Source organism: Paenibacillus andongensis, from assembly GCF_025369935.1.
Classification (GTDB): Bacteria; Bacillota; Bacilli; order Paenibacillales; family NBRC-103111; genus Paenibacillus_E; species Paenibacillus_E andongensis.
This window is the reverse complement of record NZ_CP104467.1, coordinates 6,575,375-6,597,931: the sequence shown is the minus strand read 5'-3', so window position 1 is coordinate 6,597,931 and position 22,557 is coordinate 6,575,375. Positions and strand designations below refer to the sequence as shown.

16 protein-coding genes and 4 tRNA genes are annotated in these 22,557 nt (G+C 45.5%); 15 read left to right on the top strand and 5 right to left on the bottom strand.

Annotated features, from left to right (window positions below; all coding sequences use genetic code 11):
• The first annotated feature begins 12 nt into the window (after positions 1-12).
• Positions 13-2,256, top strand: a complete 2,244-nt coding sequence (locus NYR53_RS29510; protein WP_261306569.1) for a Tex family protein — start codon at positions 13-15, stop codon at positions 2,254-2,256.
• Positions 2,257-2,952: 696 nt separating this feature from the next.
• On the opposite strand, the gene NYR53_RS29505 is transcribed toward NYR53_RS29510, so the two are convergent.
• The 3 genes from NYR53_RS29505 to NYR53_RS29495 form a co-directional block, all read right to left on the bottom strand.
• Positions 2,953-3,669, bottom strand: coding sequence for a hypothetical protein (locus NYR53_RS29505; RefSeq protein WP_261302612.1), 717 nt, complete (start codon positions 3,667-3,669; stop codon positions 2,953-2,955).
• 434 nt (positions 3,670-4,103) lie between these two features.
• Complete coding sequence (cmpA, locus tag NYR53_RS29500; protein WP_090818813.1) at positions 4,104-4,268, bottom strand: cortex morphogenetic protein CmpA; 165 nt, start codon at positions 4,266-4,268, stop codon at positions 4,104-4,106.
• Positions 4,269-4,438: 170 nt separating this feature from the next.
• Positions 4,439-4,792 carry a hydrolase/acyltransferase gene (locus tag NYR53_RS29495; RefSeq protein WP_261302611.1) on the bottom strand — a complete coding sequence of 118 codons (354 nt, stop codon included), beginning with the start codon at positions 4,790-4,792 and terminating at the stop codon, positions 4,439-4,441.
• Between the two features lie 114 nt (positions 4,793-4,906).
• On the opposite strand from NYR53_RS29495, the gene NYR53_RS29490 reads away from it, so the two are divergent.
• The 4 genes from NYR53_RS29490 to NYR53_RS29475 all read left to right on the top strand — a co-directional run bounded on the left by NYR53_RS29490 (position 4,907) and on the right by NYR53_RS29475 (position 7,469).
• Complete coding sequence (locus NYR53_RS29490; RefSeq protein ID WP_261302610.1) at positions 4,907-5,380, top strand: SprT family protein; 474 nt, start codon at positions 4,907-4,909, stop codon at positions 5,378-5,380.
• 19 nt (positions 5,381-5,399) lie between these two features.
• A tRNA-Asn gene (locus NYR53_RS29485) sits at positions 5,400-5,475 on the top strand.
• 9 nt (positions 5,476-5,484) lie between these two features.
• Positions 5,485-5,573, top strand: a tRNA-Ser gene (locus tag NYR53_RS29480).
• Positions 5,574-5,726: 153 nt separating this feature from the next.
• Entirely contained in the window at positions 5,727-7,469 is a 1,743-nt protein-coding gene (locus NYR53_RS29475) for a methyl-accepting chemotaxis protein (RefSeq protein WP_261302609.1), read from the top strand.
• 60 nt (positions 7,470-7,529) lie between these two features.
• On the opposite strand, the gene corA is transcribed toward NYR53_RS29475, so the two are convergent.
• Positions 7,530-8,459, bottom strand: coding sequence for a magnesium/cobalt transporter CorA (corA, locus tag NYR53_RS29470; protein ID WP_261302608.1), 930 nt, complete (start codon positions 8,457-8,459; stop codon positions 7,530-7,532).
• 150 nt (positions 8,460-8,609) lie between these two features.
• Between corA and NYR53_RS29465 the strand changes: the two genes are divergently transcribed.
• The 10 genes from NYR53_RS29465 to NYR53_RS29425 all read left to right on the top strand — a co-directional run bounded on the left by NYR53_RS29465 (position 8,610) and on the right by NYR53_RS29425 (position 21,405).
• Positions 8,610-8,681 (top strand) — tRNA-Glu (locus NYR53_RS29465).
• 18 nt (positions 8,682-8,699) lie between these two features.
• Positions 8,700-8,781 (top strand) — tRNA-Leu (locus tag NYR53_RS29460).
• A gap of 777 nt (positions 8,782-9,558) precedes the next feature.
• Positions 9,559-11,385 (top strand): APC family permease, encoded by a 1,827-nt coding sequence (locus NYR53_RS29455; RefSeq protein WP_261302607.1) that lies wholly within the window; start codon positions 9,559-9,561, stop codon positions 11,383-11,385.
• A gap of 950 nt (positions 11,386-12,335) precedes the next feature.
• Positions 12,336-12,413: a potassium-transporting ATPase subunit F gene (locus NYR53_RS34555; protein WP_367618681.1), complete on the top strand. Its 78-nt coding sequence runs from the start codon at positions 12,336-12,338 to the stop codon at positions 12,411-12,413.
• A 47-nt stretch (positions 12,414-12,460) separates the two neighbouring features.
• Complete coding sequence (gene kdpA / locus NYR53_RS29450) at positions 12,461-14,131, top strand: potassium-transporting ATPase subunit KdpA (RefSeq protein ID WP_261306568.1); 1,671 nt, start codon at positions 12,461-12,463, stop codon at positions 14,129-14,131.
• A gap of 31 nt (positions 14,132-14,162) precedes the next feature.
• Entirely contained in the window at positions 14,163-16,205 is a 2,043-nt protein-coding gene (kdpB, locus tag NYR53_RS29445; RefSeq protein ID WP_261302606.1) for a potassium-transporting ATPase subunit KdpB, read from the top strand.
• A gap of 28 nt (positions 16,206-16,233) precedes the next feature.
• Positions 16,234-16,797: a potassium-transporting ATPase subunit KdpC gene (gene kdpC / locus NYR53_RS29440; protein ID WP_261302605.1), complete on the top strand. Its 564-nt coding sequence runs from the start codon at positions 16,234-16,236 to the stop codon at positions 16,795-16,797.
• Between the two features lie 76 nt (positions 16,798-16,873).
• The gene (locus NYR53_RS29435) at positions 16,874-19,174 is read left to right on the top strand and encodes a histidine kinase (protein ID WP_261302604.1); all 2,301 of its coding nucleotides are present in this window, start codon (positions 16,874-16,876) and stop codon (positions 19,172-19,174) included.
• Positions 19,175-19,178: 4 nt separating this feature from the next.
• Complete coding sequence (locus NYR53_RS29430) at positions 19,179-20,741, top strand: ATP-binding protein (protein ID WP_261302603.1); 1,563 nt, start codon at positions 19,179-19,181, stop codon at positions 20,739-20,741.
• On the top strand, positions 20,707-21,405 hold the full coding sequence (locus NYR53_RS29425; RefSeq protein WP_261302602.1) for a response regulator: 699 nt from the start codon (positions 20,707-20,709) through the stop codon (positions 21,403-21,405). Before NYR53_RS29430 ends, NYR53_RS29425 begins: the two co-directional genes overlap by 35 nt.
• Positions 21,406-21,676: 271 nt before the next feature.
• Here NYR53_RS29425 and NYR53_RS29420 read toward each other — a convergent pair whose 3' ends face one another.
• Entirely contained in the window at positions 21,677-22,102 is a 426-nt protein-coding gene (locus tag NYR53_RS29420) for a collagen-like triple helix repeat-containing protein (RefSeq protein ID WP_261306567.1), read from the bottom strand.
• Between the last annotated feature and the right edge of the window lie 455 nt (positions 22,103-22,557).

Genomic DNA, 22,557 nt, shown 5'->3' with positions numbered 1-22,557 from the left:
AAGGCAAGTGAGATGAAAGAGACTGAGGGAACGAAGACAAAGGCAAGTGAGTATGAGGAGCCGAGGGAGAAAGTTCAGATCTCTGAGGAAAAGAAAGCAGAGATCCAGGAGCGTATCCTGAAGCAGATCTCTGCGGAATTGCAGCTGCCCGCTGGCAAAGTGAAGACCACAATGGGGCTGCTTGATGAGGGCAACACGATTCCGTTCATCGCTCGTTACCGGAAAGAGATGACCGGGGAGCTGGATGAGAATCAGCTGCGAGATATCGAGGAGAGGTTACAATATTTGCGCAACCTAGAGGATCGTAAGATCGAGGTTGTTCGTTTGATTGATGAGCAGGGCAAGTTGACGGATGAACTGCGCAAATCGATTGAAGGCGCTGCGAAGCTGCAGGAAATCGAGGATTTGTACAGACCGTTCCGTCAGAAGCGTAAAACGAGAGCGAGCGTTGCCAAAGAGCGCGGACTGGAGCCGCTAGCGGAATGGATCTGGAAGCAGCCTCGTCAAGGCTCGCTGGAACAAGAAGCAGCGCGTTATGTGAACGCGGACAAGCAGGTAGGAAGCGCCGCAGATGCAATTCAAGGCGCAATGGATATTCTTGCGGAGAATATCGCGGACGATGCTAAGATTCGAGCTTGGGTGCGTAGATATACGCAGGATCAGGGGATTTTGCGTACCGAGGCCAAAGATGCAAAGGCTGAATCCGTATATGAGATGTACTATGCGTATCAAGAGCCAGTTAAACGGCTGCCGCCTCACCGTATTCTCGCGATTAATCGCGGGGAGCGGGAGGAAGTTCTGAAGGTAGGCTTGGATGTTGCGGTAGATAAAATTCATGACTATATGGCTAGGCAAATCGTTAGAGGTGATTCTGTCGTTCGAGACGTACTTCGCTCGGTTGTAGAGGATGCGTATAAAAGATTATTAGCACCATCTATTGAGCGCGAAGTGCGCGGTGAAATGACCGAGATGGGCGAGGAGCAAGCGATTAAGATTTTCGCTGAAAATCTGCGGAATCTGCTGCTTCAAGCCCCGGTCAAAGGGCATGTGGTGCTGGGTGTCGATCCCGCTTACCGGACAGGCTGTAAGCTGGCCGTCATTGACGACACCGGTAAAATGCTTGAAATCGCCGTGACCTACCCGACGCCACCGAATAATAAGGTGGCGGAGGCTAAGGCGAAGTTCAAGCAACTGATCAGCAAGCATGGCGTCGAGCTGATCGTGATCGGTAATGGGACGGCTTCCCGTGAAACGGAGCAGTTTGTAGCGGAGCTGATTGCCGAGATCAAGGAGCAGAAGCTCAAGTACTTGATCGTAAGCGAAGCGGGGGCGAGCGTGTACTCCGCGTCGAAGCTGGCGCAGACCGAGTTCCCGGAGCTCGACGTAGCCGAGCGCAGCGCGATTTCGATCGCGCGGAGGCTGCAGGACCCGCTCGCGGAGCTAGTGAAGATCGAGCCGAAGGCAATCGGCGTCGGGCAGTACCAGCATGACGTTTCGCAGAAACGTCTGGATGAAAACTTGAAGGCCGTCGTGGAGTCGGCCGTTAACCATGTCGGCGTGGACTTGAACACGGCGTCCCCGTCCTTGCTTTCGTACGTGTCGGGCGTGAACGCGACACTGGCAAAGAACATCGTCAAGTATCGCGAGGAGAACGGCAAGTTCAGCTCCCGACAGGAGCTGTCGAAGGTTCCGCGCCTTGGCGCGAAGACCTTCGAGCAGTGTGTCGGGTTCATGCGGATTCCGGGCGGCCGGAACCCGCTCGACAACACCCCGATCCATCCGGAGTCTTACGACGTGGTGGATCGGCTGTTCAAGGAGCTGCGCCTGGAACTGGCGCAGCTGGGCTCGCAGCAGCTGCTAGCGCTGCTGCAGACGCTGGAGCCAGAGGAACTGGCTCCGAAGCTGGGCGTAGGTGTCCCGACGATGCGGGACATCCTAGACAGCCTGCAGCGGCCTGGGCGAGATCCGCGGGACGAAGTGCCCGCGCCGATCTTCCGCACCGACGTGCTGCAGCTTGAAGACCTTGTGCCGGGCATGGAATTGACCGGCACAGTGCGCAACGTTATCGACTTCGGTGCCTTCGTCGATATCGGCATTAAGAACGATGGGCTGGTGCACATCTCCCAGCTCAAGAACGGCTTCGTGAAACACCCCATGGATGTGGTGTCCGTTGGGGACATCGTCCAAGTCTGGGTGCTGAACGTAGACGAGAAAAAAGGTCGCGTAGGCTTGACCATGAAAAAGCCTCAGCAATAAGAAACAGCAGCAGTTGGTAGCGTTTTGCTATCAGCTGCTTTTTTTTGTAGGCTCAGCATTTGCTAATAAGAGCCTCCAAAGGCTCTAATTCCTTCTGATTTATGGCATATTCGATTAATTGAAGCTCCTAGGGACTCTTATTCTGATATAAATAAGAATTTTAATAATGAAATTTACATATAAGAGCCTGTAGAGACTTCTATTTCAATTTTTTGGTCGAAATTGTTCAAATAACAGCCTTTAGGGACTCTTATTGGGGTGCGAGGTGGGGGAGAGTCATAAGTTACTCATGCGCATAACTAAGACACATTACCGGCATCCGCGAATCTCCACATCATCCTTTCGTTAAGTTACTCGTAAGCCTAGACAAGATGGGTTATCGACATCATCCTTCCTTAAGTTACTCGTACGCCCATCCAAGAGGGGTTACCGCCATCAGGAAATCTCCGCATCATCCTTCCTTAAGTTACTCGTACGCCCATCCAAGAGGGGTTACCGCCATCAGGAAATCTCCGCATCATCCTTCCGTAAGTTACTCGTACGCCCATCCAATAGTCGTTACCACCATCCGCGAAACTCCACATCATCCTTCCTTAAGTTACTCATAACGCCCACCTCCGAGCGCCATCACCTATCCGACATCACCCTCTCCAACAAGTATTCATACATACTCCCCACCAATAGGGGCAAATGTGTTTATTTATGAACTCGCCCCACATCCTTCAGAGAGTAAACCATTACATTCCGTTGACCAGCGACAAGAGAGATCATCCCCTCAAGGGAAAGGCGCTTTAGCCATTCGGCAGCAATACGAATATTTACATTGCATTCGGCAGCGACTTCCTGAAGTCGTACTTTGCCGCTGCGACGCTTGGCTATTTGGATGACTAGTAGCTTCCGTAACACCCACTTGTCAGCTTCTAGTATGGCGACAGGTGAGAGGGGCGGTATGTTAGCAGCAGCCTTTCTCGGTAACAAAGGATAAACATTATTTTTCTGAACTACACTCATCTTGCCTTGTACTAATCCCGCTTGCTCATGAACAGCATTATTCCTGCCTTGTACTAATCCTACTTGTTCATGAACAGCCTTATTCTTGCCTTGTACTAATCCTGCTTGCTCATGAACAGCATTGTTCTTGCCTTGTACTAATCCTGCTTGCTCATGAACAGCATTACTCCTGCCTTGTACTAATCCCGCTTGCTCATGAACAGCATTATTCCTACCTGGCACAAATCCCAATTGCTCAAGAACTGCATTGTTCCTGCTCTGCCTATCTTGAACGACCGCCATCTCTCTTAAATGCCTACGCTGAACCATCAATTCGGAACCACTCATCCAACCACCAAACCCTTGATTCCCCAACCCAAGTTCACGCATTTTTCTTAACCAACCTCTTGTTTTACGTGGCATAATAATCGACTCCCCCTTTTTATGTACGAAAAAAAAGCACACCCGAACCGCAGAATCATTCTGCAAGATCGAGTGTGCTTCACTCCGATAAGCTATTACATTTATTTACAGTATAGAGGGCACATTTCAAATATGCAACCTTTTTTTAACAAATGTTTACTTTTCTATACCTCTGCCCACAATAACTGCGAAAGTGCAGGTATTTTGCTAATATCGTTTGAATACAGGAAACGCCTGCTATTATGCAGGAATTTTTAGTTTTTCCATCCTGAAATTAAAAAAGACAGAAAAAGCCTGCACGATTGCAGGAATTTACGATTAGGAGCTACTCAAAGAAAAAAAGCATGTATAATTGCAGGCTTACCACAATCGTAGTCACTTCTTCTCATTATGCAAAAAAGCCAGCACCCGCTTCGCAAGTACTAGCTCTTTTATCAGAATTTACGCTTGCCCGGTCCGTCCGTCGATTGGGTATCAGGCCACTCCTCTTGTGAGCGGCGGGTGCGGTAAAAGTACCAGCTATCATTCAGCAATCGGATTTGTCTGCGGTTTTTGTTCTGGAAGGCCCGCATTAATTGATTACAGAGCCATTGCGGCATATGCCCATCCCCTTCTTCGCCATGTAATAATAGCATATGAAGGATTTCTTCGATGGGTGCAGGTCCTTTTGATTTGCATTACTTTTTGGTTTGCTCTAATTTTGGTTTTGCCTTAATTTTTGCTTTGTCTTACTTTTTCGCTTTGTCTTTTCTAATAACTCTCTTGCAGATTAACCCTCAAAATCCTCTTCATACCACTGTTCCAGTTGGGCTTGAAGTGCGCGAATTTCAGTCAATAAGGAAATAAGTGGATACGACTTTTCCTGAATGCCAGCGAAGGTCTTTTCCAAATGATTGATATAATCTAAACCTTGAATGAGGGTATGCGCGGTGCCAACTAGTTCCAAGTCGTCGCATTCGGCAATAACTCGTGGAAGCTGAGGTACTTGGTCAGCGGTCAATTTCTCTAATTCTTTGTGCAATCTTTGATTCAGAGCTGTCAATTGATAAGAGTAGGAAGATGGCATTTCAACGAATTCGACTTGTTGTTCGAGCTTAAGAATGACATATCGCATTTGCGGCATAAGGGTTGTTCAAATCCTTTCTTTAGAAAGCTTTCGATCTTCTTTTCTACTTGACAGTATAGCCGTACATACGGTACAAATTCAAGTGAGAACTTGTCAAAGGAGCGAATGGGGATGGAGGATCGAGAGCTGCAGCAATGGATCGAGCAGATCTCTATGGCATCGTTTGGGAGGCCTTTTGTACATCAGGCGCGGTTTAACCGGAGGTTGAGGTCGACGGGCGGGCGTTATTTTACCAAGTCCCATGATATCGAAATCAGTTGGATGCAATGGGAGACATTTGGACGAGATGAGATTGAGAAAATCATTAAGCATGAACTTTGTCATTATCATTTGCATATATTAAAGCGTGGCTACCAGCATCGCGATCATGATTTCAAAACCTTGCTGGCTGAGGTCGGAGGTACCCGGTTCTGTCGTTCGCTGCCGCGGGCTTCCCAGAAACAATCCTATAAATATAGGTTGGAATGCGTCAATTGCAAAACCGAATACTACCGCAAGCGCAAAATGGATGTACGGAAATATGCATGTGGAAAATGTAAGGGGAAATTGAAATCGTATACACTTGACTTACCAGCGCCTTCATAATAAAATAATACTTGTTCATTCCCTGATAGCTCAGTTGGTAGAGCACTCGACTGTTAATCGAGTTGTCACAGGTTCGAGTCCTGTTCGGGGAGCCATATCTTTTTGGAGAGATACCCAAGTGGCTATAAGGGGACCCTCTGCTAAGGGGTTAGACTGCGTAAGCGGTGCGAGGGTTCGAATCCCTCTCTCTCCGTATCTGAAATAGCTGAAATTAAGCTCAATGGCGTTCATGCCGTTGGGCTTTTTTTGTTAGTGAAGCACATTCATTTTTAACAGTTTTCTAACATCTATCAAACGAATTTCGGGTATAGTGATCAAAAATAGATTAATGACGGGGGTAGAATTTGTGGCAAAATTGTTTTCAATACGTGTAAGACTCCTTTTATTACTATTAGTTCCTTCTATGCTGTATCTAGGCACAAGTGTGTTTTTACTGCAGCAAAGCAAGTCCAATACGGAAGTATTGGCATCATCCCTTTACGAAACGACGAATAAAAGCACTTCACTTATCTTGAATGCCGATCGTGATATGTATCAGGCTTTGACAGCTTACCAGCTGTTGGTATCGGGGACGTTGACTGCGGAAGAGAAGACGAAGCAGCTTAAAGTCTTAAAAGACAATATCGATCAAGCGAATACAAGAGTTGGACAAGCGGCAGATATTATGAATGCTAAACAGTTGTTACAAACAGCGCATACAGAGACGAAGCTAACCATTGAGCAGAACATAGTTGGATTTCATACGTCTTTTGACCAATGGGTGAAAGAAGCGAATGCGGTTGTTCAGTCTTCAAGTACTGGAAAAGGGATTATTAATGATGCTAAATTAATAGCAACTTTCGAAAAAGGCCGCGAGGGCATGAATCAAATCGGTGAAATTTTGGATGCCTATGCGAAATCAAATATTGAAGAGATCAAGGCTCAAAATGATAAAACGGCAAAAACAATCTACATATCTGTTGCAATGATCATCATTTTGCTCATGTCAGCAGGTTGGATGGTTATTAGTAAGATAATGAAAACGGTCAAAAACATCATGAAAGTTACCAGCCAAGTAGCGGCAGGAGATCTTCGACATGAGCCTCAGGTCAAGTATACCAAGTGCGAACTAGGAAAAATTACAGAGTCAGTAGATATGATGGTTTCGAAAATTAAGGGGTTGATCGGTACGATCGCTCACAATACGCAGTTCGTTCACGATGCATCTATCGAGCTTTCGGATAGTTCCAAGGAATCGGCTAAAGCCTCTGAGCATGTGGCTACCAGTATTCAAGAGATGACGCAGGACGTCGAGGTGCAGGCAAGAAGCAGTGCAGAAACGAGCCGAGCGATTGAGGAAATGGCGATTGGGATTCAAAGGGTGGCTGAAAATTCAGGCGTTATGGCAGAGCACTCTTCCTTAACTTCTCGCTATGCCGAACTTGGCAATGACTTGCTTGTGAAGCTGCAGCAGCAAATCGTGAACATGTTGAAATCGGTCGAGCAGCTCTCACAAACCGTACAATCCTTAACACGTAAATCGGATGAGATTGGTCTTATTGCATCGAGCATTACAACGTTTGCGAATCAAACGAATCTGTTGTCGCTGAATGCTTCCATCGAGGCAGCTAGAGCGGGTGAGCACGGCAAAGGGTTTAACGTTGTTGCGAACGAAATTCGTAAGCTTGCATCGCAATCTATCGAGTCAGCAGAGGGAATTAATCAATTAATCCATGAGACGAGAGTCGAGATCGCCAGTGTTTCCAATTCCATGAATGCAACCAAGCAGGAAGCTAGTGCAGGATCGAGCATGATGCATGAAGTGAATCAGAGCTTTCATACCATCATGCAATCGGTGACACACATTGTGACGCAAATTCATGAGACTTCAGCGATTACCCAGCAAATGTCGGCAAGCTCCGAGGAGATTTCTGCGACCATGGATCAATCGGCAACGACTTCAACGCAGATTTTGAACAAATCGCAAGGAGTTGCTGCTGCAACCGAGGAGCAGTTGGCGATGATGCAGAATATTGCTGCTGCTTCCGAACAGCTTAGATCTGTAGCAGATACTTTGAATCAATCTGTTTCTTATTTTCAAATTAAATAGCTGCTAATTGTAAAAGGCACCCCCTGTGAATGATGATTCACGGTGAAGTGCCTTTTTTTGTTAAAACCAATGCTTACGTTTAAAGTAATACCACATCACACAGCTTAAGAGGATCATAAGGATCCAGACGTATAGATATCCATAATCCCAATGCAGCTCGGGAATGTTTTTGAAATTCATGCCATACAGTCCGACGACGAAAGTCAGAGGAAGAAAGATCGTGCTAAAGATTGTTAATGTCTTCATAATTTCATTCATCCGGTCGGACTTCATACTCATTTGGAGCTCGAGAAGACCGGTTAGCGATTCCCGGAAAATGTCCAAAGAATCCACGACTCGTGAGATGTGATCCATGATATCCAGGAAATAGACATCATCTTCTTCACGTGTGTAGGGGAAGGAGTGGTGCGCGATGGCGGAAAGAGTAATCCTTTCCTCCACAATGACGCGGCGCAGCTGATGCATACTCCGTTTAAGTTGGAAAATATCCTGTGCAATGCGAATCCTAGGGTTGCGATATACGGCCTGTTCCATGCTATTTAGGCGATCATCAAAATGATCCGCAACGATGGAGTAATCATCGACACATCGATCGAGTATCGCATGAAGTATGGCTCCTGGATGCCTTAATCGATCTTCGACCTCTTGGCAGGTAAGGTAAAGCTGATCTATGAAGGGGAGATTGTCCTTGTATACAGTTATCACAAAATTTGATCCGATCACGATCCCTATTTCCTTCGGTTCTAGCTGCTCGGATATCGCAAAAAAGGTCAGAAAAACATGATTCTTATACGTATCCATCTTCGGTCGTTGGTTCAGCTTAATTGCATCCTCAACGAGCAGCGGGTGGCACTTGTATAAGTCGCCTAAGACATGTTTAACTTCATCAGGAGAGGGGTTCTCCATTCTCACCCAAGCTACTTCGTTCGAGCCGGGAACGCGTACCGTTTCCTCATGGACCGTTCCATGGGTAGATTCATAAATTAACATGAACGACAAGCACCTCGAGTATTTGGAATTGGTCTCAGCATACCATATTTGCCTGTGAGCATTCCAGATTTTGTGCTTGTCAACGACGACAGAATCTATTATAATTACAAATGTCGTCAAAATGGGCTGCATAAGCTTACAGACATTCGTGGCCCGTTGGTCAAGTGGTTAAGACACCTCCCTTTCACGGAGGTAACAGGGGTTCGAGTCCCCTACGGGTCATCTTTACTTTCATACCTCGCGGTCGTGGTGGAACGGCAGACACACCATCTTGAGGGGGTGGCGCTCACAAGGCGTGAGGGTTCAAATCCCTCCGACCGCATCCCAGTTTTACAAGCCTGAAACCCTTACTAGTTGAGGGTTTTTTTGTTTTGTAACAGGATGTTTGAAACATGGTGGTACAGCTTTATAAATCCCCCTTATTGAGAACAGCTATCGGATGTCAGATATATTCAGGAGAATAACGATCCAACGCCATTAATGGCAGTGGGTCGTTTTTTGTTTTAATCGCAAATTAAAAAAGCCCCGAAGGGCTTACTATGGTGTTACTTCTTGGTATCGTCTTTTGGTAATAAGTTACTCATGTATTACATACCAAGTGCCGTGAAACCGGATGTACCCTGTTACATTCACTGACTTCGGTTTGAACCTCCAGATCATCCATTTCATGACTGCACAACCTTTCATGTGAGCGCTATGCTCTGTAGTCTGTCAAATGGTCCAGTCTGTTAAGTGATGGGCTAAGAACGCATCCCATAGGAGCTCCTGGTATGTTTTTTAACTAATCAAATAAAGTGATGCGACGCCCAGTATTGGAACCACAAAGAGCATGATCGCGAGTCGAATGGAGATTAAATCTTCGTGTGAGTACACTGAAGCCACAACCTTTCTAAGTATAGTACGATAGTTATTCAATTTGAGTCTTGTCGAATCCTTTGATGAAAAAGCACTACTTTTGTCAGCAATATTGTATGTTTTATGCAACGAAATGCAATGCATTAGGAATCAAATTGGATTATCGATATCCGATATGTATGATTCTTTTTTCACACAATTGGGTAAAATGAAATGAACTTAAAAAAACATGGCGGGTGATAACATGTTATCTGTAATTAAACGATTTCTTATCGGTCAGCCGTTAAAGTCAAACGAACTTGGGGAACAAAAGCTTAATAAAAAGAAAGCTTTGGCTATCCTATCTTCCGATGCTTTATCATCAGTTGCTTATGGGCCTGAGCAGATTCTAATCGTTTTGATTACCGTAAGTGCGGCAGCTTTTTGGTACACAATCCCTATCGCAATAGGTGTTCTGTTTCTTCTAGTAGCACTTATATTGTCGTATCAACAAATCATATATGCCTATCCGCATGGCGGCGGGGCTTATGTCGTATCGAAGGAAAATCTCGGGATGAACGCGGGTTTATTTGCAGGAGGATCCCTTTTAGTTGATTACATACTAACGGTGGCGGTAAGTATTTCGGCTGGTACGGATGCCATTACTTCTGCCTTTCCGCACTTACATCCTTATAATGTGATTATTGCCGTCCTACTTGTTATTTTCATTACGATTTTAAATCTCAGGGGTATAACGGAGTCGGCTTCTATTTTAGCTTATCCTGTGTATCTATTTGTTCTGGCTTTGTTTATCTTAATTGGTGTCGGATTATACCATATCGTAACGGGGAATGTCTCAGCTGAACTGCATGCTCCAATTGGCACGCCTGTTGCTGGTATTTCCTTGTTTTTATTACTGAGAGCCTTCTCATCGGGGAGTTCTGCTTTAACAGGGGTTGAAGCTATATCTAATGCCATTCCAAACTTCGAAGATCCAGCTCCAAAAAATGCTTCCAAAACATTGATGGCGATGGGTTTATTACTTGCCCTTTTATTTGCGGGAGTCGTATATCTAGCGTATTACTATGGGATTTCTCCCAAAGAAAAGGAAACGGTTGTCTCGCAAATTGCTGCGGAAACGTTCGGTAGAAATTTTATGTATTACATCATTCAAGGCACAACAGCTATGATTCTTGTTCTAGCTGCGAATACGGGATATTCCGCTTTCCCCTTACTGGCTGTTAATCTGGCCAAGGATAAATTTATAGCAAGGATGTTTACGATTAGAGGAGATCGACTAGGGTATTCCAACGGGATCATTTTTCTTGCGGTTACATCAATCCTGTTAATCATTCTTTTCAAAGGAAAAACGGAGCATTTAATCCCTCTGTATGCGGTCGGAGTGTTCATTCCATTTACCTTAGCACAGACGGGGATGCTGATGAAATGGATCCGTGAGAAACCGAAAGGCTGGATTGTTAAATTAACGATTAATTTAGTTGGAGCTTTCATGAGTTTTACGGTCATGATGATTTTCTTCATTACCAAGTTTGGGCAGGTGTGGTCCGTACTTGTCTTTTTGCCTCTGATTGTTTTTATTTTTCATCAAATCAAGAAACATTACGAGGCCGTTGGCGAACAATTACGAATAACAACTTGTGAACCAGCGATTCCTATTGAAGGAAATGTGATGATTGTGCCTGTTGCGGGTATTACACATGTGGTAGAGAACTCTTTGAATTATGCCAAATCCCTTTCGCCCGATCAGATCATCGCCGTTTATGTGGCTTTCGAAAGAGACGCCGAGAAACAATTTGAGGAGAAATGGAATACGTGGCAACCCGATATAAGGCTGGTGACTTTACATTCCCATTATCGGAGCATTGTTCAACCATTGACGAAATTTATTGATACAGTCGAGCATAAAGCGGCTGAATCCAATTATCGGGTAACTGTCTTAATCCCGCAGTTCATTCCAAAGAAAAGCTGGCAGCATATTCTCCATAATCAATCCAGCTTACTTATTAAAGCTTTCCTGCTCTACAGAAGGGATCTTATCGTAACGACAGTACCTTATCATTTGAAAAAATAAAAAGGTGGCCTTACATTCATGTAAGGCTGCTGTCTCCATAGACCTACGAATAATCTTGAAGATTATGTCTTAATAGACACTCATTCAAGAACGGCGTAGGATGGTTTTTCTTGAGATTTGTATGTTTTGGGTTTGAGCGAGCTTAATGAGAAGAAGTAACTGTGGCTGTCGTAAATACCTGCAATTGTACATGCTTTTTTTCTTCGAATAGCTCCTGTTTGTACATTCCTGCAATAGTGCAGGCTTTTACGGTCTTTTTTTAATTTCAGGATGGAAAAGATAAAATTCCTGCAGAATAGCAGGCTTTTCCTTTTTTTAAACGATTTTAGCAAAAATCTCTGCACATTCGCAGTAATTTTGAGCCGTTGAGTAATTGTTCTCCTCGAACGTTGGTGAAGCCCTAAGGGGATTCAGCCGCTACAGGCAAAAGCTACTTGTGCACCGGCGAGCAGCAATAGTCCCTTACAAAGGAACCTGCAACAGCGCTTGGAACCTGCTTCCCTGCCTATGCACGAAAGATTGGGTTTACACTTTTCACAGCATGTTTATTAACGCTGCTAAGAAGCCCGATAGTAGAGATTCTCTGCTCTTAGGCTTCTTTTTGCTGTTCAAAATTTGGAGGAGAGTGAATCTATTATGTATCCAGTTATTTATTTGAGCATTCTACTGGGGCGTATATCTCATTCTGAGCCAATCAATTTTTATGCTTTTTTTATACAGATGCTATAGATTCTTTACCCCCTTTTTATACGGTTCGGCGTTACACTGTTCCAGGGAGCAATTGGTTCTGTCTGACTTCAAGGAGGTGTGTTATGTACAACGATGTGACGATGGTTTTATTAATCGCAGTATCATTTGTAGTGTTTTGGGGATTTGTGAAATATTGTGAAAAAGCGTGAGCTCATGTACCGAAACGAGGTTATTGACCAATCCTTTTAGGAGGCAAACATATGATTGTTATTGGAATAATTGCATTTGCCATTATGGTATATCTCGGTTTTGTTCTAGTGAAACCAGAGAAATTTTAAGCATAGAATATGAGCTTATGTAAGCAGGGGGAGAACCTACTATGGGTATGGGATTGTTACAGGTCATCATCACACTGGGTATTATTATGCTTTTGGTGAAGCCTGTGGGTAGTTATTTGGTTAAAGTGTTTGGACATGAAAAGAGCCGCCTTGATCGTGTTTTTGGTCCTATTGAGCGTGCATTCTATCGTTTGATGGGTGTCAAAGAAGGGGAAGCGATGGGCTGGAAAAAGTATGTAGGAGCCGTATTATTACTGAATTTGGTTATGATGCTCTTGATTTATGCGATATTTCGACTTCAAAAATACTTGCCTCTAAATCCAGACAGCATCGGTAATATGCCACCGGCTTTAGCTTTTAATACCGCTATTTCTTTTATTACAAATACGAACTGGCAAGCGTACAGCGGTGAAAATACATTGTCCTATTTCTCACAAATGGTGGCAATAACGTTCCCGATGTTTACATCGGCTGCAACTGGATTTGCAGTGGTGGTTGCCTTTATTCGCGGTTTAATTGGACGTCAAGATAATCTCGGTAACTTCTACGTGGATATTACAAGAGCGATTACTAGGGTGTTTCTGCCGCTTAGCTTTATTGTTGCTTTAGTCTTAGTTTTTCAAGGTATTCCGCAAACTTTGCTGGGAGCCGTACAGGCTACAACCATTGAAGGAGCCGGGCAAACGGTTACTCGTGGGTTAGTGGCTTCGCTCGAATCTATTAAGCATATAGGTACTAACGGTGGTGGGTGGTTCGGTACGAATGCCGCGCATCCTTATGAAAATCCGACCCCGGTGTCTAACTTGATTCATATTATTTGTATGATGCTGCTGCCTACATCGCTGGTTTACGCATTTGGATTAATGATTAAGAACAAGAAACAAGGCTGGACGATCTTTGCTGCAATGGGGATCATTTTTATCGTGATGTTGTCAACGGTATTCTACGCCGAGTATCGCGGTATAACGGCGATTGATGCGATGGGCGTACATGGCAACATGGAAGGCAAAGAAGTAAGGTTTGGGTTGTCTGAGACTGCCCTATTTACAGCCGTAACCACAGCTGCAACAACAGGCAGCGTAAACTCGATGCATGAGTCGCTTACTCCACTCGGAAGCATCGCCCCATTTGCAGAAATGATGTTGAACAATGTGTTCGGGGGTAAAGGGGTAGGCTTGTTAAACGGGTTGCTTTACCTAATCTTGTCTGTTTTCATTTGTGGGCTGATGGTGGGCCGTACGCCTGAGTTTTTAGGTAAAAAGATTGAAGGCAAAGAAGTGAAGTTGGCGGCAATCGCCATTCTGATCCATCCGCTCATTATTCTGGCACCGACAGCTTGGGCACTTATTCGTCCAGAATCCATTACCTCGATAGCCAATCAGGAGATGCATGGGTTGTCTGAAGTGCTGTATGCTTTCACATCAGGTGCTGCCAATAATGGCTCTTCTTTTGGTGGATTAACAGCCAATACGAACTTTTACAACTTGGGTATCGGTATGGTCATGCTGTTTGGCCGCTACATTTCAATCATCGCTATGTTGGCTATTGCAGGTTCACTTGCTACCAAGCGTGTAGTTCCTGTTACGACAGGTACATTGCGCACGAATACACCCTTATTTATGGGGATTTTAATCATGATTATTCTAGTTATTGGTGCTCTAACGTTCTTCCCGGCGCTGGCATTGGGGCCGATTGCTGAACATTTGGCTGCGCGTTAAAGGATAAACGAGGGAGAAAGGAAGTATTTATATGGCTGCGGAACGTAAAAAAACAATGACAAAAGAAATGATGAATCAAGCTATCGTTGATTCGTTTAAAAAATTAAATCCTTGGGCGATGATCAAAAATCCGGTCATGTTTGTGGTTGAAATCGGCACGGTCATTACGCTTCTGCTTTCGCTCGCGCCCGATCTATTTGGTACTTCAGAAGTAGGGCGGGGTTACAATGTCGCGGTGTTTTTGATCTTGCTTTTCACCTTGCTTTTCGCGAACTTCGCGGAAGCTTTGGCGGAAGGTCGGGGCAAGGCGCAGGCGGATTCCCTGCGGAAGACGAAATCCGATACGAAGGCTCGCTTGGTTCAAAAAGATGGTTCTTATAAGGAAGTGTCTTCGACTTCTCTCCGTAAGGGAGATGTAGTCCGCATTGAAATCGGGGAGATCATCCCATCAGACGGTGAAATTATTGAAGGTTTGGCATCGATTGATGAATCCGCCATTACCGGCGAATCCGCTCCGGTTATTAAGGAAGCAGGAGGTGACTTCTCATCCGTAACAGGTGGAACACGAGTCGCTTCGGACTATATCGTTGTCAAAGTGACGACGGATCCCGGTGAATCGTTCTTGGATCGCATGATCGCACTCGTGGAAGGCGCCAAACGGCAGAAAACGCCGAATGAAATTGCCTTAACGACGCTGCTTGCCGTACTGACTTTGATCTTCTTAATCGTCATTGTAACCATGGTGCCTATGGCGAAGTATTTGGATGTGAAATTGGAGATTTCCACGTTGATTGCCTTGCTTGTCTGTCTCATTCCGACAACAATCGGCGGTCTCTTGTCAGCTATCGGTATCGCAGGTATGGACCGTGTGACGCAGTACAACGTGCTTGCTATGTCGGGTAAAGCGGTGGAAGCTGCTGGCGACATCGATACGATGATCCTAGATAAAACGGGGACGATCACATTCGGGAATCGGATGGCTGCGGAATTTGTTCCCGTGACTGGCGTAACTGCTAAAGACATCACTTTTACAGCCTTACAAGCATCGGTGAAAGACGAAACTCCTGAGGGACGCTCCATTGTGGAGCTTGCGAACAAGCTTGGGGAGACGTGGCAAGCAGATAGCTATCAAGGTGCAGAAATGGTGGAGTTTACCGCCGAAACACGGATGTCGGGACTTAATTTAGCTGATGGTAAACAAGTCCGCAAGGGTGCTGTCGACGCGATTAAGAAATATGTAGCAGCTATGGGCGGGAAAATTCCTAGTGATCTAGAAGCGATCACAAACCGAATTGCCAAAGCTGGTGGAACTCCGCTGGCAGTCGCGGTTAACGAGCGGATCTATGGGGTCATTTACCTGAAGGATACGGTAAAACCGGGCTTGAAGGAACGGTTTGCTGAACTTCGCGCCATGGGCATCAAAACGGTCATGTGTACTGGTGATAACCCTCTTACAGCTGCAACGATCGCACTTGAGGCCGGTGTAGACGAGTTTATTGCTGAGGCGAAGCCGGAAGATAAAATTGCCGCGATCAAAAAAGAGCAGCAAGAAGGTAAACTCGTAGCCATGACAGGCGACGGAACGAATGACGCTCCTGCGCTTGCGCAAGCCGATGTAGGTTTGGCGATGAATTCAGGCACGATGGCTGCGAAAGAAGCCGCCAACATGATCGATCTGGATTCCGATCCGACCAAGCTGCTTTCTGTCATCTCCATCGGTAAACAGCTGCTGATCACTCGCGGAGCTTTAACTACGTTTTCCATCGCAAACGACATTGCCAAATATTTCGCGATTATTCCTGCGATGTTTATTCTAGCTATGCCGCAGCTGCAGGCCTTGAATATTATGAATCTGGCTTCGCCGGAATCGGCTATTTTATCAGCGCTCATATTCAATGCAATTATCATCCCGCTCCTCATCCCCATTGCTATGAAGGGTGTTAAGTACCGGGCAATGTCAGCAGATAAATTGTTGTCACGTAATATTCTGCTCTATGGTTTAGGCGGTGTGATCGTGCCTTTCATTGGGATTAAAATCATTGATATGGTGCTTCACGGATTAAATATCGTTTAAAGAGAAAGAGAAACGAGGAGATAGCGTTATGAAATCGGTTTTTATAGCTGTTCGGGTGTCTTTATTGTTGATGATCGTCTGTGGGCTCATCTATCCTCTCGTAACTACAGGTGTTGCTCAAGTGTTATTCCCTAAACAAGCGAATGGAAGTCTCATAGAATCGGGCGGTATCGTGGTTGGATCGGAGCTGCTGGCTCAAAATTTCGAGTCCCCGAAGCTCTTCCATCCTAGAGAATCTGCAGCCAAGTATGATCCGACTGCATCATTAGGCTCCAATACGACGGTGGCTTCAAGTGATTATGCTGCGGCTATGGCAGAGAAGATCGACGCTTTGAAGCGAGAAAACCCTAATCTAACGGAAATTCCGGCAGACTTAGTCACAGTCTCTGGTTCCGGTTTCGATCCGGATTTATCACCGGAAGGGGCTAAAGCCCAAGTGCCGAGAATTAGCAAGGAAACAGGGATTTCCGAGGAAGGTCTGAGTGGTCTTATTGATCGGCTTACAAAAACGCGCCAACTTGGAGTTTTCGGTGAGCCCAGAGTCAATGTGACGGAATTAAATATGGAACTGCTTAAGCAAGTGAAGTTGTGAAGTAAGCAGGCAACCACTCTCGATGATAAGGGGAGTGGTTTCTGCCCATTTTAGGGAGAAGGGAGAATGTTGCCATTTGGATGGTTTCAAAAGAAAAACACCGGAAGAAATCCTATATTCCATCTCTAAACTGCACCGCGGCAGTTTTAAAATATATATCGGCGCAGTCAGTGGATCAGGTAAAACCTATCACATGCTTCGGGAAGGGCAAAACCTCAAGCAGCAAGGGATCGATGTGGTCATTTGCGCCGTATCGACGCTCCAAAGACCGGAAACCGTCGAACAATTGGGGGATCTGGAAAGGGTCCCGAGCATTCATTGGATCAAAGACGGTGTAGAACAAAAAGATCTTAATTTGGATGCGTTAATCGAAAGAAATCCGGAGGTCGTCCTTGTAGACGGATTAGCTCATTGTAATCGAGCAGGCGCACGGTTTCCGTCGCGGTTAGACGATATTAAATTTTTACTTTCAAATGACATTAGTGTGATTACCACGGTGAATGTATATGAGCTGGAAGAGGCGATGGAGGTTGCACATAAACTAACAGGCATTGAAGTAGGGCACTGCGTTCCCTCAGATACGTTGGAGCTTGCTGATGAAGTTCGATTAATCGATGCCACGCCGGAAACAATATTAAGTCGATTGGGAGAAGGCCATTTAAAGGGGAATAAGGATACAGCGTTATTCAAACGCGGTAATTTAGGCGTGCTGCGAGAACTGGCACTTCGTCTTGTTGCCGAGGACGTTAACGATTCTCTGGAAGAACATCGCGAACAAATGGGGATTCTGGGTCCATCTGGTGCGACCGAGCGCATCCTTGTAACAACGCAGTATCATTGGAACGGTTCGATTTATGTACGCAGAGGACAACAGATCGCTAAGCGATTGAATGGTGATCTTCATGTGGTCACGCTGCGTAATTTCAATAAGCCGCTCACCAAAGAAGCGGCTACTTTTCGCAGGGCGATTATGAAGCTTGTCCAAAAAGTAGGCGGCAAATTTGAGGAACTGCCCTTTGGCAACCGTCGCTGCATCCCTCAAATATTGGTCGACTATGCGATAGCTCATCATGTAACACGCATTGTATTAGGACATTCTAAGCAAACCAAATGGCAAACTCTTTTACAAGGCTCCGTCATCAATGGCGTGTTAAAAAGAACGACAAATATCGATGTGTTCTTGATTGCTGATCGTGCTTCTCAGGAGGGTGAACGCATTCTGCCAGCTCATATCCACTCTTTGAAGGAACCTTACAAATATAAACGATTGAGCAAACAAGAAGTAGAAGCGAAAATTGAAAAAATCAAGCGAGGTAGATTTAAAGTCTATATTGGAGCTGCCCCAGGTGTCGGTAAAACGTATACCATGCTGCGGGAAGGCAACGATCTGCTCAAAAAAGGGATTGATGTGAAGATTGGCTTGCTCGAAACCCATGGAAGAAAAGAGACAATCGCACAGATTGGGGAACTTGACATCATACCGCGGGCAGAAATCCAGTATCAAGGTGTAAAGCTGGAGGAAATGAATACAGAAGGTATCATACGTCTTAGACCTGAAGTGGTTTTGGTAGATGAATTAGCCCATTCGAATGTACCCAGCAGTAAGTATAAAAAACGGTATGAAGATTTGCTGGAAATTTTGGAAGCGGGTATATCGGTCATTGCTACAGTTAATGTGCAGCACCTGGAAAGCTTAAATGATGCCGTGGAACAAATTACGGGTATTCGGGTTAGGGAAACTGTGCCAGATAGTATTCTTCGCATGGCGGACGAAGTGCAGTTGATCGATGTTGCCCCTGGTGCCTTACAGCTTCGCATGAGAGATGGAAAAATTTATGCGATGGTCAAGGTGGATCAAGCGTTGAACAATTTCTTTAAAACGGGAAATCTGATCGCTTTACGGGAACTTGCGCTGCGCGAAATCGCTGATGATGTAGATGAACGTCTAGAATCTATGGAGCGCAAGAGCTCACTTCGTGGCCCATGGCGCAGAAAAGAAGTGATTTACGTGTGTGTCACGGAAATCTCACAAGCCGATCGCTTAATTCGCCGCGGCTTTCGGATTGCGCATCGGCTTAAAGCAACTTGGCATGTAAGCTTTATTGCGGTGGGAAGCGCAGAGGAGTGGAAGATGAAGCTAGAGTCATTAGAGAAGCTGACCATTAGGCTCGGAGGCGAGTTTTCGTTTCAAGAGGTGGCTAACAGAAACCAAATCCCGCATGAGTTTGCTTCCAAAGCAAGTGAGGCTGGAGCCACTCAGATCATTGTGTGGAAAGACGCTATTGTCAAAAAGCTTGTGCCGCTTGCTAGTACAATGGATGTACTGATTGTTGCTGACTATGAGACGTGGCAAACTTCGGGAAATAGGGTAAAATGATGACATGGTGAATAAAATAAATGAATTTGGCAGTTGGAGATCTTACTTCGTTATTGCTATTTATATTACAGTATCGACCATATTACTAAGAGTTTTTGGTCTTTTTTTGGATTTAGTTAATATTGCACTTCTCTATTTATTTCCTGTTCTTTTTAGTGCTGTAAGATGGGGAAGGGGCCCCTCCTTTTTTGCTGCGGGAATGGGGATATTGGCGTTTGATTTCTTTTTTGTGCCGCCCGTTTTTAGTATGACGGTTCTAGATTTGCGGTATTTGATCTCCTTCTTTGTTTTTTTATCTGTTGCTGCCCTTACATCGAACTTGGCTTCTAAACTGCGGAGTCAAATCCATCAAGCCCAACAAAGAGAAGCAGGTACGGCTGCTCTGTACGCTTTAAGTCGTAAGATTACCGCCATTTCAGACTTAGATGCACTACTGAATCAGATTGTTCAGCATGTTTCTGATACGCTTGATGCTAAGGCTGCTATCATTTTACCGAACCAGTTGGGTGAACAGCAGTTGGAAGCCTACTCCAAGGATAGCGTAGATTGGGCTAGTGATGAATCCCATCTATCTATTGCCGCATGGGTGAATAAACATAATTCCATCGCGGGTCGAGGGACTCTTACATTGGGGGAATCATCGGATCTGCATGTCCCTTTAGCTACGGATCAGCAGGTCCATGGCGTGCTTACTGTTCATGTGGGCGATAGACATTTGTCAGAGATGCCGGAACTTATTCGGATCATCGAAGCGCTCTCCGATCTTGTAGCCGTTGCGATCTCTCGCGTTAAATTAGCGAATGAAGCTAAGGTGGCGCAATTGACGGCTGAATCGGAGAAGCTGCGTACCGCGCTGCTGGACTCGCTATCACATGAATTGCGAACGCCTCTGGCCACCATCATAGGTTCAGTTACTGGACTTCTGGAAGGGGAAGACGTCTTCGGTCCTGAAGATCGACGCGAGTTATTATTAACGACTCGTGAGGGAGCTACCCGGATGAACCGGTTGGTAGGTAATTTACTGGGCATGGTTCGGATTGAGAGCGGTATGCTGCGTTTAAATAAACAGTGGTGCGGGATAGAGGATATTGTAGGAGTTGCACTTACACAATTGAACGACGCTTTGCTGCACAGAAAAGTAAACATATGTCTTGCGGCAGATCTTCCGTCGGTACCTTTAGACGAAGTTCTTATTGAACAGGTATTGATTAATGTCATTAGTAATGCCATTAAGTATTCGCCTGATGGAAGTGAAATTGTGATTGAAGCGGATCACAACCAAGACATGCTTGAATTAATCATCAAGGATGAGGGCGCAGGCATTGCTTCAGCTGATTTGGAGCGGGTGTTTGAGAAATTTTATAGGGGCCATTTAACCAAACATATCCCAGGAACAGGGCTAGGGCTTGCGATCTGCAAAAGCATTGTGGAAGCACATGGCGGTCACATTGCAGCTATGAATAATGGGAATCGAGGAACGGCTATTCGGATAAGCTTGCCTTTACAATTCGCTGAGAAAGATGGGGATGGGAATGACAACCACAGGGGCGAAAATCTTAATCATTGATGATGAACCACAAATACGAAAGTTGTTGCGTGTCACTTTAAACGCACACGGTTTTGAAGCAGCTGAAGCTTCCACCGGTCAGGAAGGCATGCTGCAGGCCACAATGGTGCGCCCTGATTTAATTGTCTTAGATCTAGGATTGCCTGATATGACGGGCATGGAAGTGCTGGCGCATATCCGCGAGTGGTCGCAGGTGCCGATCATTATTCTTACGGCTCAAGACCAGGAACAAGATAAAGTTGCGGCCTTGGATCGCGGCGCCGACGATTATGTAACGAAGCCGTTTGGCATGGGCGAATTTATGGCTCGTATGCGAGTTGCCTTACGTCATATCGCCAAAACGCAAGATGAACCGGTGTTGAAGCTGGGACATTTAGTTATTGATTTATCTCAACGTAGTGTAGAGCTAAAGAATGAGAAACTCAAATTAACACCAACGGAATACGATTTGTTAAAAGTGCTCGCCCTGAATACCGGACGAGTGATGACTCATAAACAACTGCTCAAACAAGTTTGGGGCGGCCAGCAGTATGAATCAGACAGCCAATACCTGAGAGTGTATGTCGGTCATCTGAGGAAAAAGATTGAAGAAGATCCGACAAGACCGAAGTATATCCTTACGGAGCCTGGGATCGGATACCGGTTTGCTTGGCAGGAAGGTTGAAAAGAGGAAGGCTGTTACCCCTTGGCGATGAGGGTAGATCGGCTTTAGGGGATACCAATGTTGTAAAATCTATTAAAATCTACAACAATTCACATGCCTAAAGGCTATTTTGCAACCCCTCCCCTACTCCAACTTTTTCCCACGTGTAATCCTCAACTTTCAGTGATTATAACCGTAAAAAAGGACCCGAGAGAGGACACTTTTTTCAAAGTGTTCATCTTTCGGGTCACCGTTCATTGTGAGAATAACAGCCCTTCTTATCGCATTTATTTTAACAAGTAAATGAGTCAATGAAGCGCAGATCGATACCGAAGTACGTCCAAAAGAATCCAGTCCAACGGAAGCCTGCGATCGAATTGCGTCCTACAAATGTAGGGAAATACCAGAATTGTTGACCGTTGCTGAGCCAGACATAAGTGAAATTAAACAAGCACCGGCGAATAGCTCCAGGGTCTACGGCATAAGCGGAGACACCTTCCGCTTTAAACGGCTTCTGTGGTGTATAAGCCGGAGGTGCGGATGTAGGGGCCTGCCCTTCTCCTTGCTGTTGCCCAGGGAAGCCGGGTTGCCCAGGAAAGCCAGGCTGCCCAGGAAAGCCGGGTTGCCCAGGAAAGCCAGGCTGCCCAGGGAATCCAGGTTGCCCAGGGAATCCTGGCTGCATGGGAAAGCCAGACTGCCCGGGAAATCCAGGAGACATGCCAGTTCCCGGGAAGCCAGGCATCCCAGGCATCCCACCCGGAAGTCCGAACAAGCCGCCAAAGCTGCGTGGATCGTAAGCAGGTACCCAAGCATAAGCTTGCGGTACAGCATAGCCATACGGATAAGGAACAGGTTGCGGATATGAAGCAGGATAGGATTGTTCCGTAGATTCAGGCTGTAAAAATTCAGTTTCGAATTCACGAAGTTCTTCTTGTTTGTTGTCTGAAGCCATTGCGTAGTTTCCTCCTTAGGTAAAAGCGGATTAGTCGATACTTACTATATGCAGCAGAGTAGACGGATGTCACGATGTGGATATAGCGTCAATTGAACATAATAAGTCGATCAATAGTCCTACTTTTGATTGTTTCTAGGAATGGAATAGGTTATTTATCCTACATCTTCCAATAAAATATGGGATTTTGACCCATAGATTGCACTGTTTTTGTCGTATAT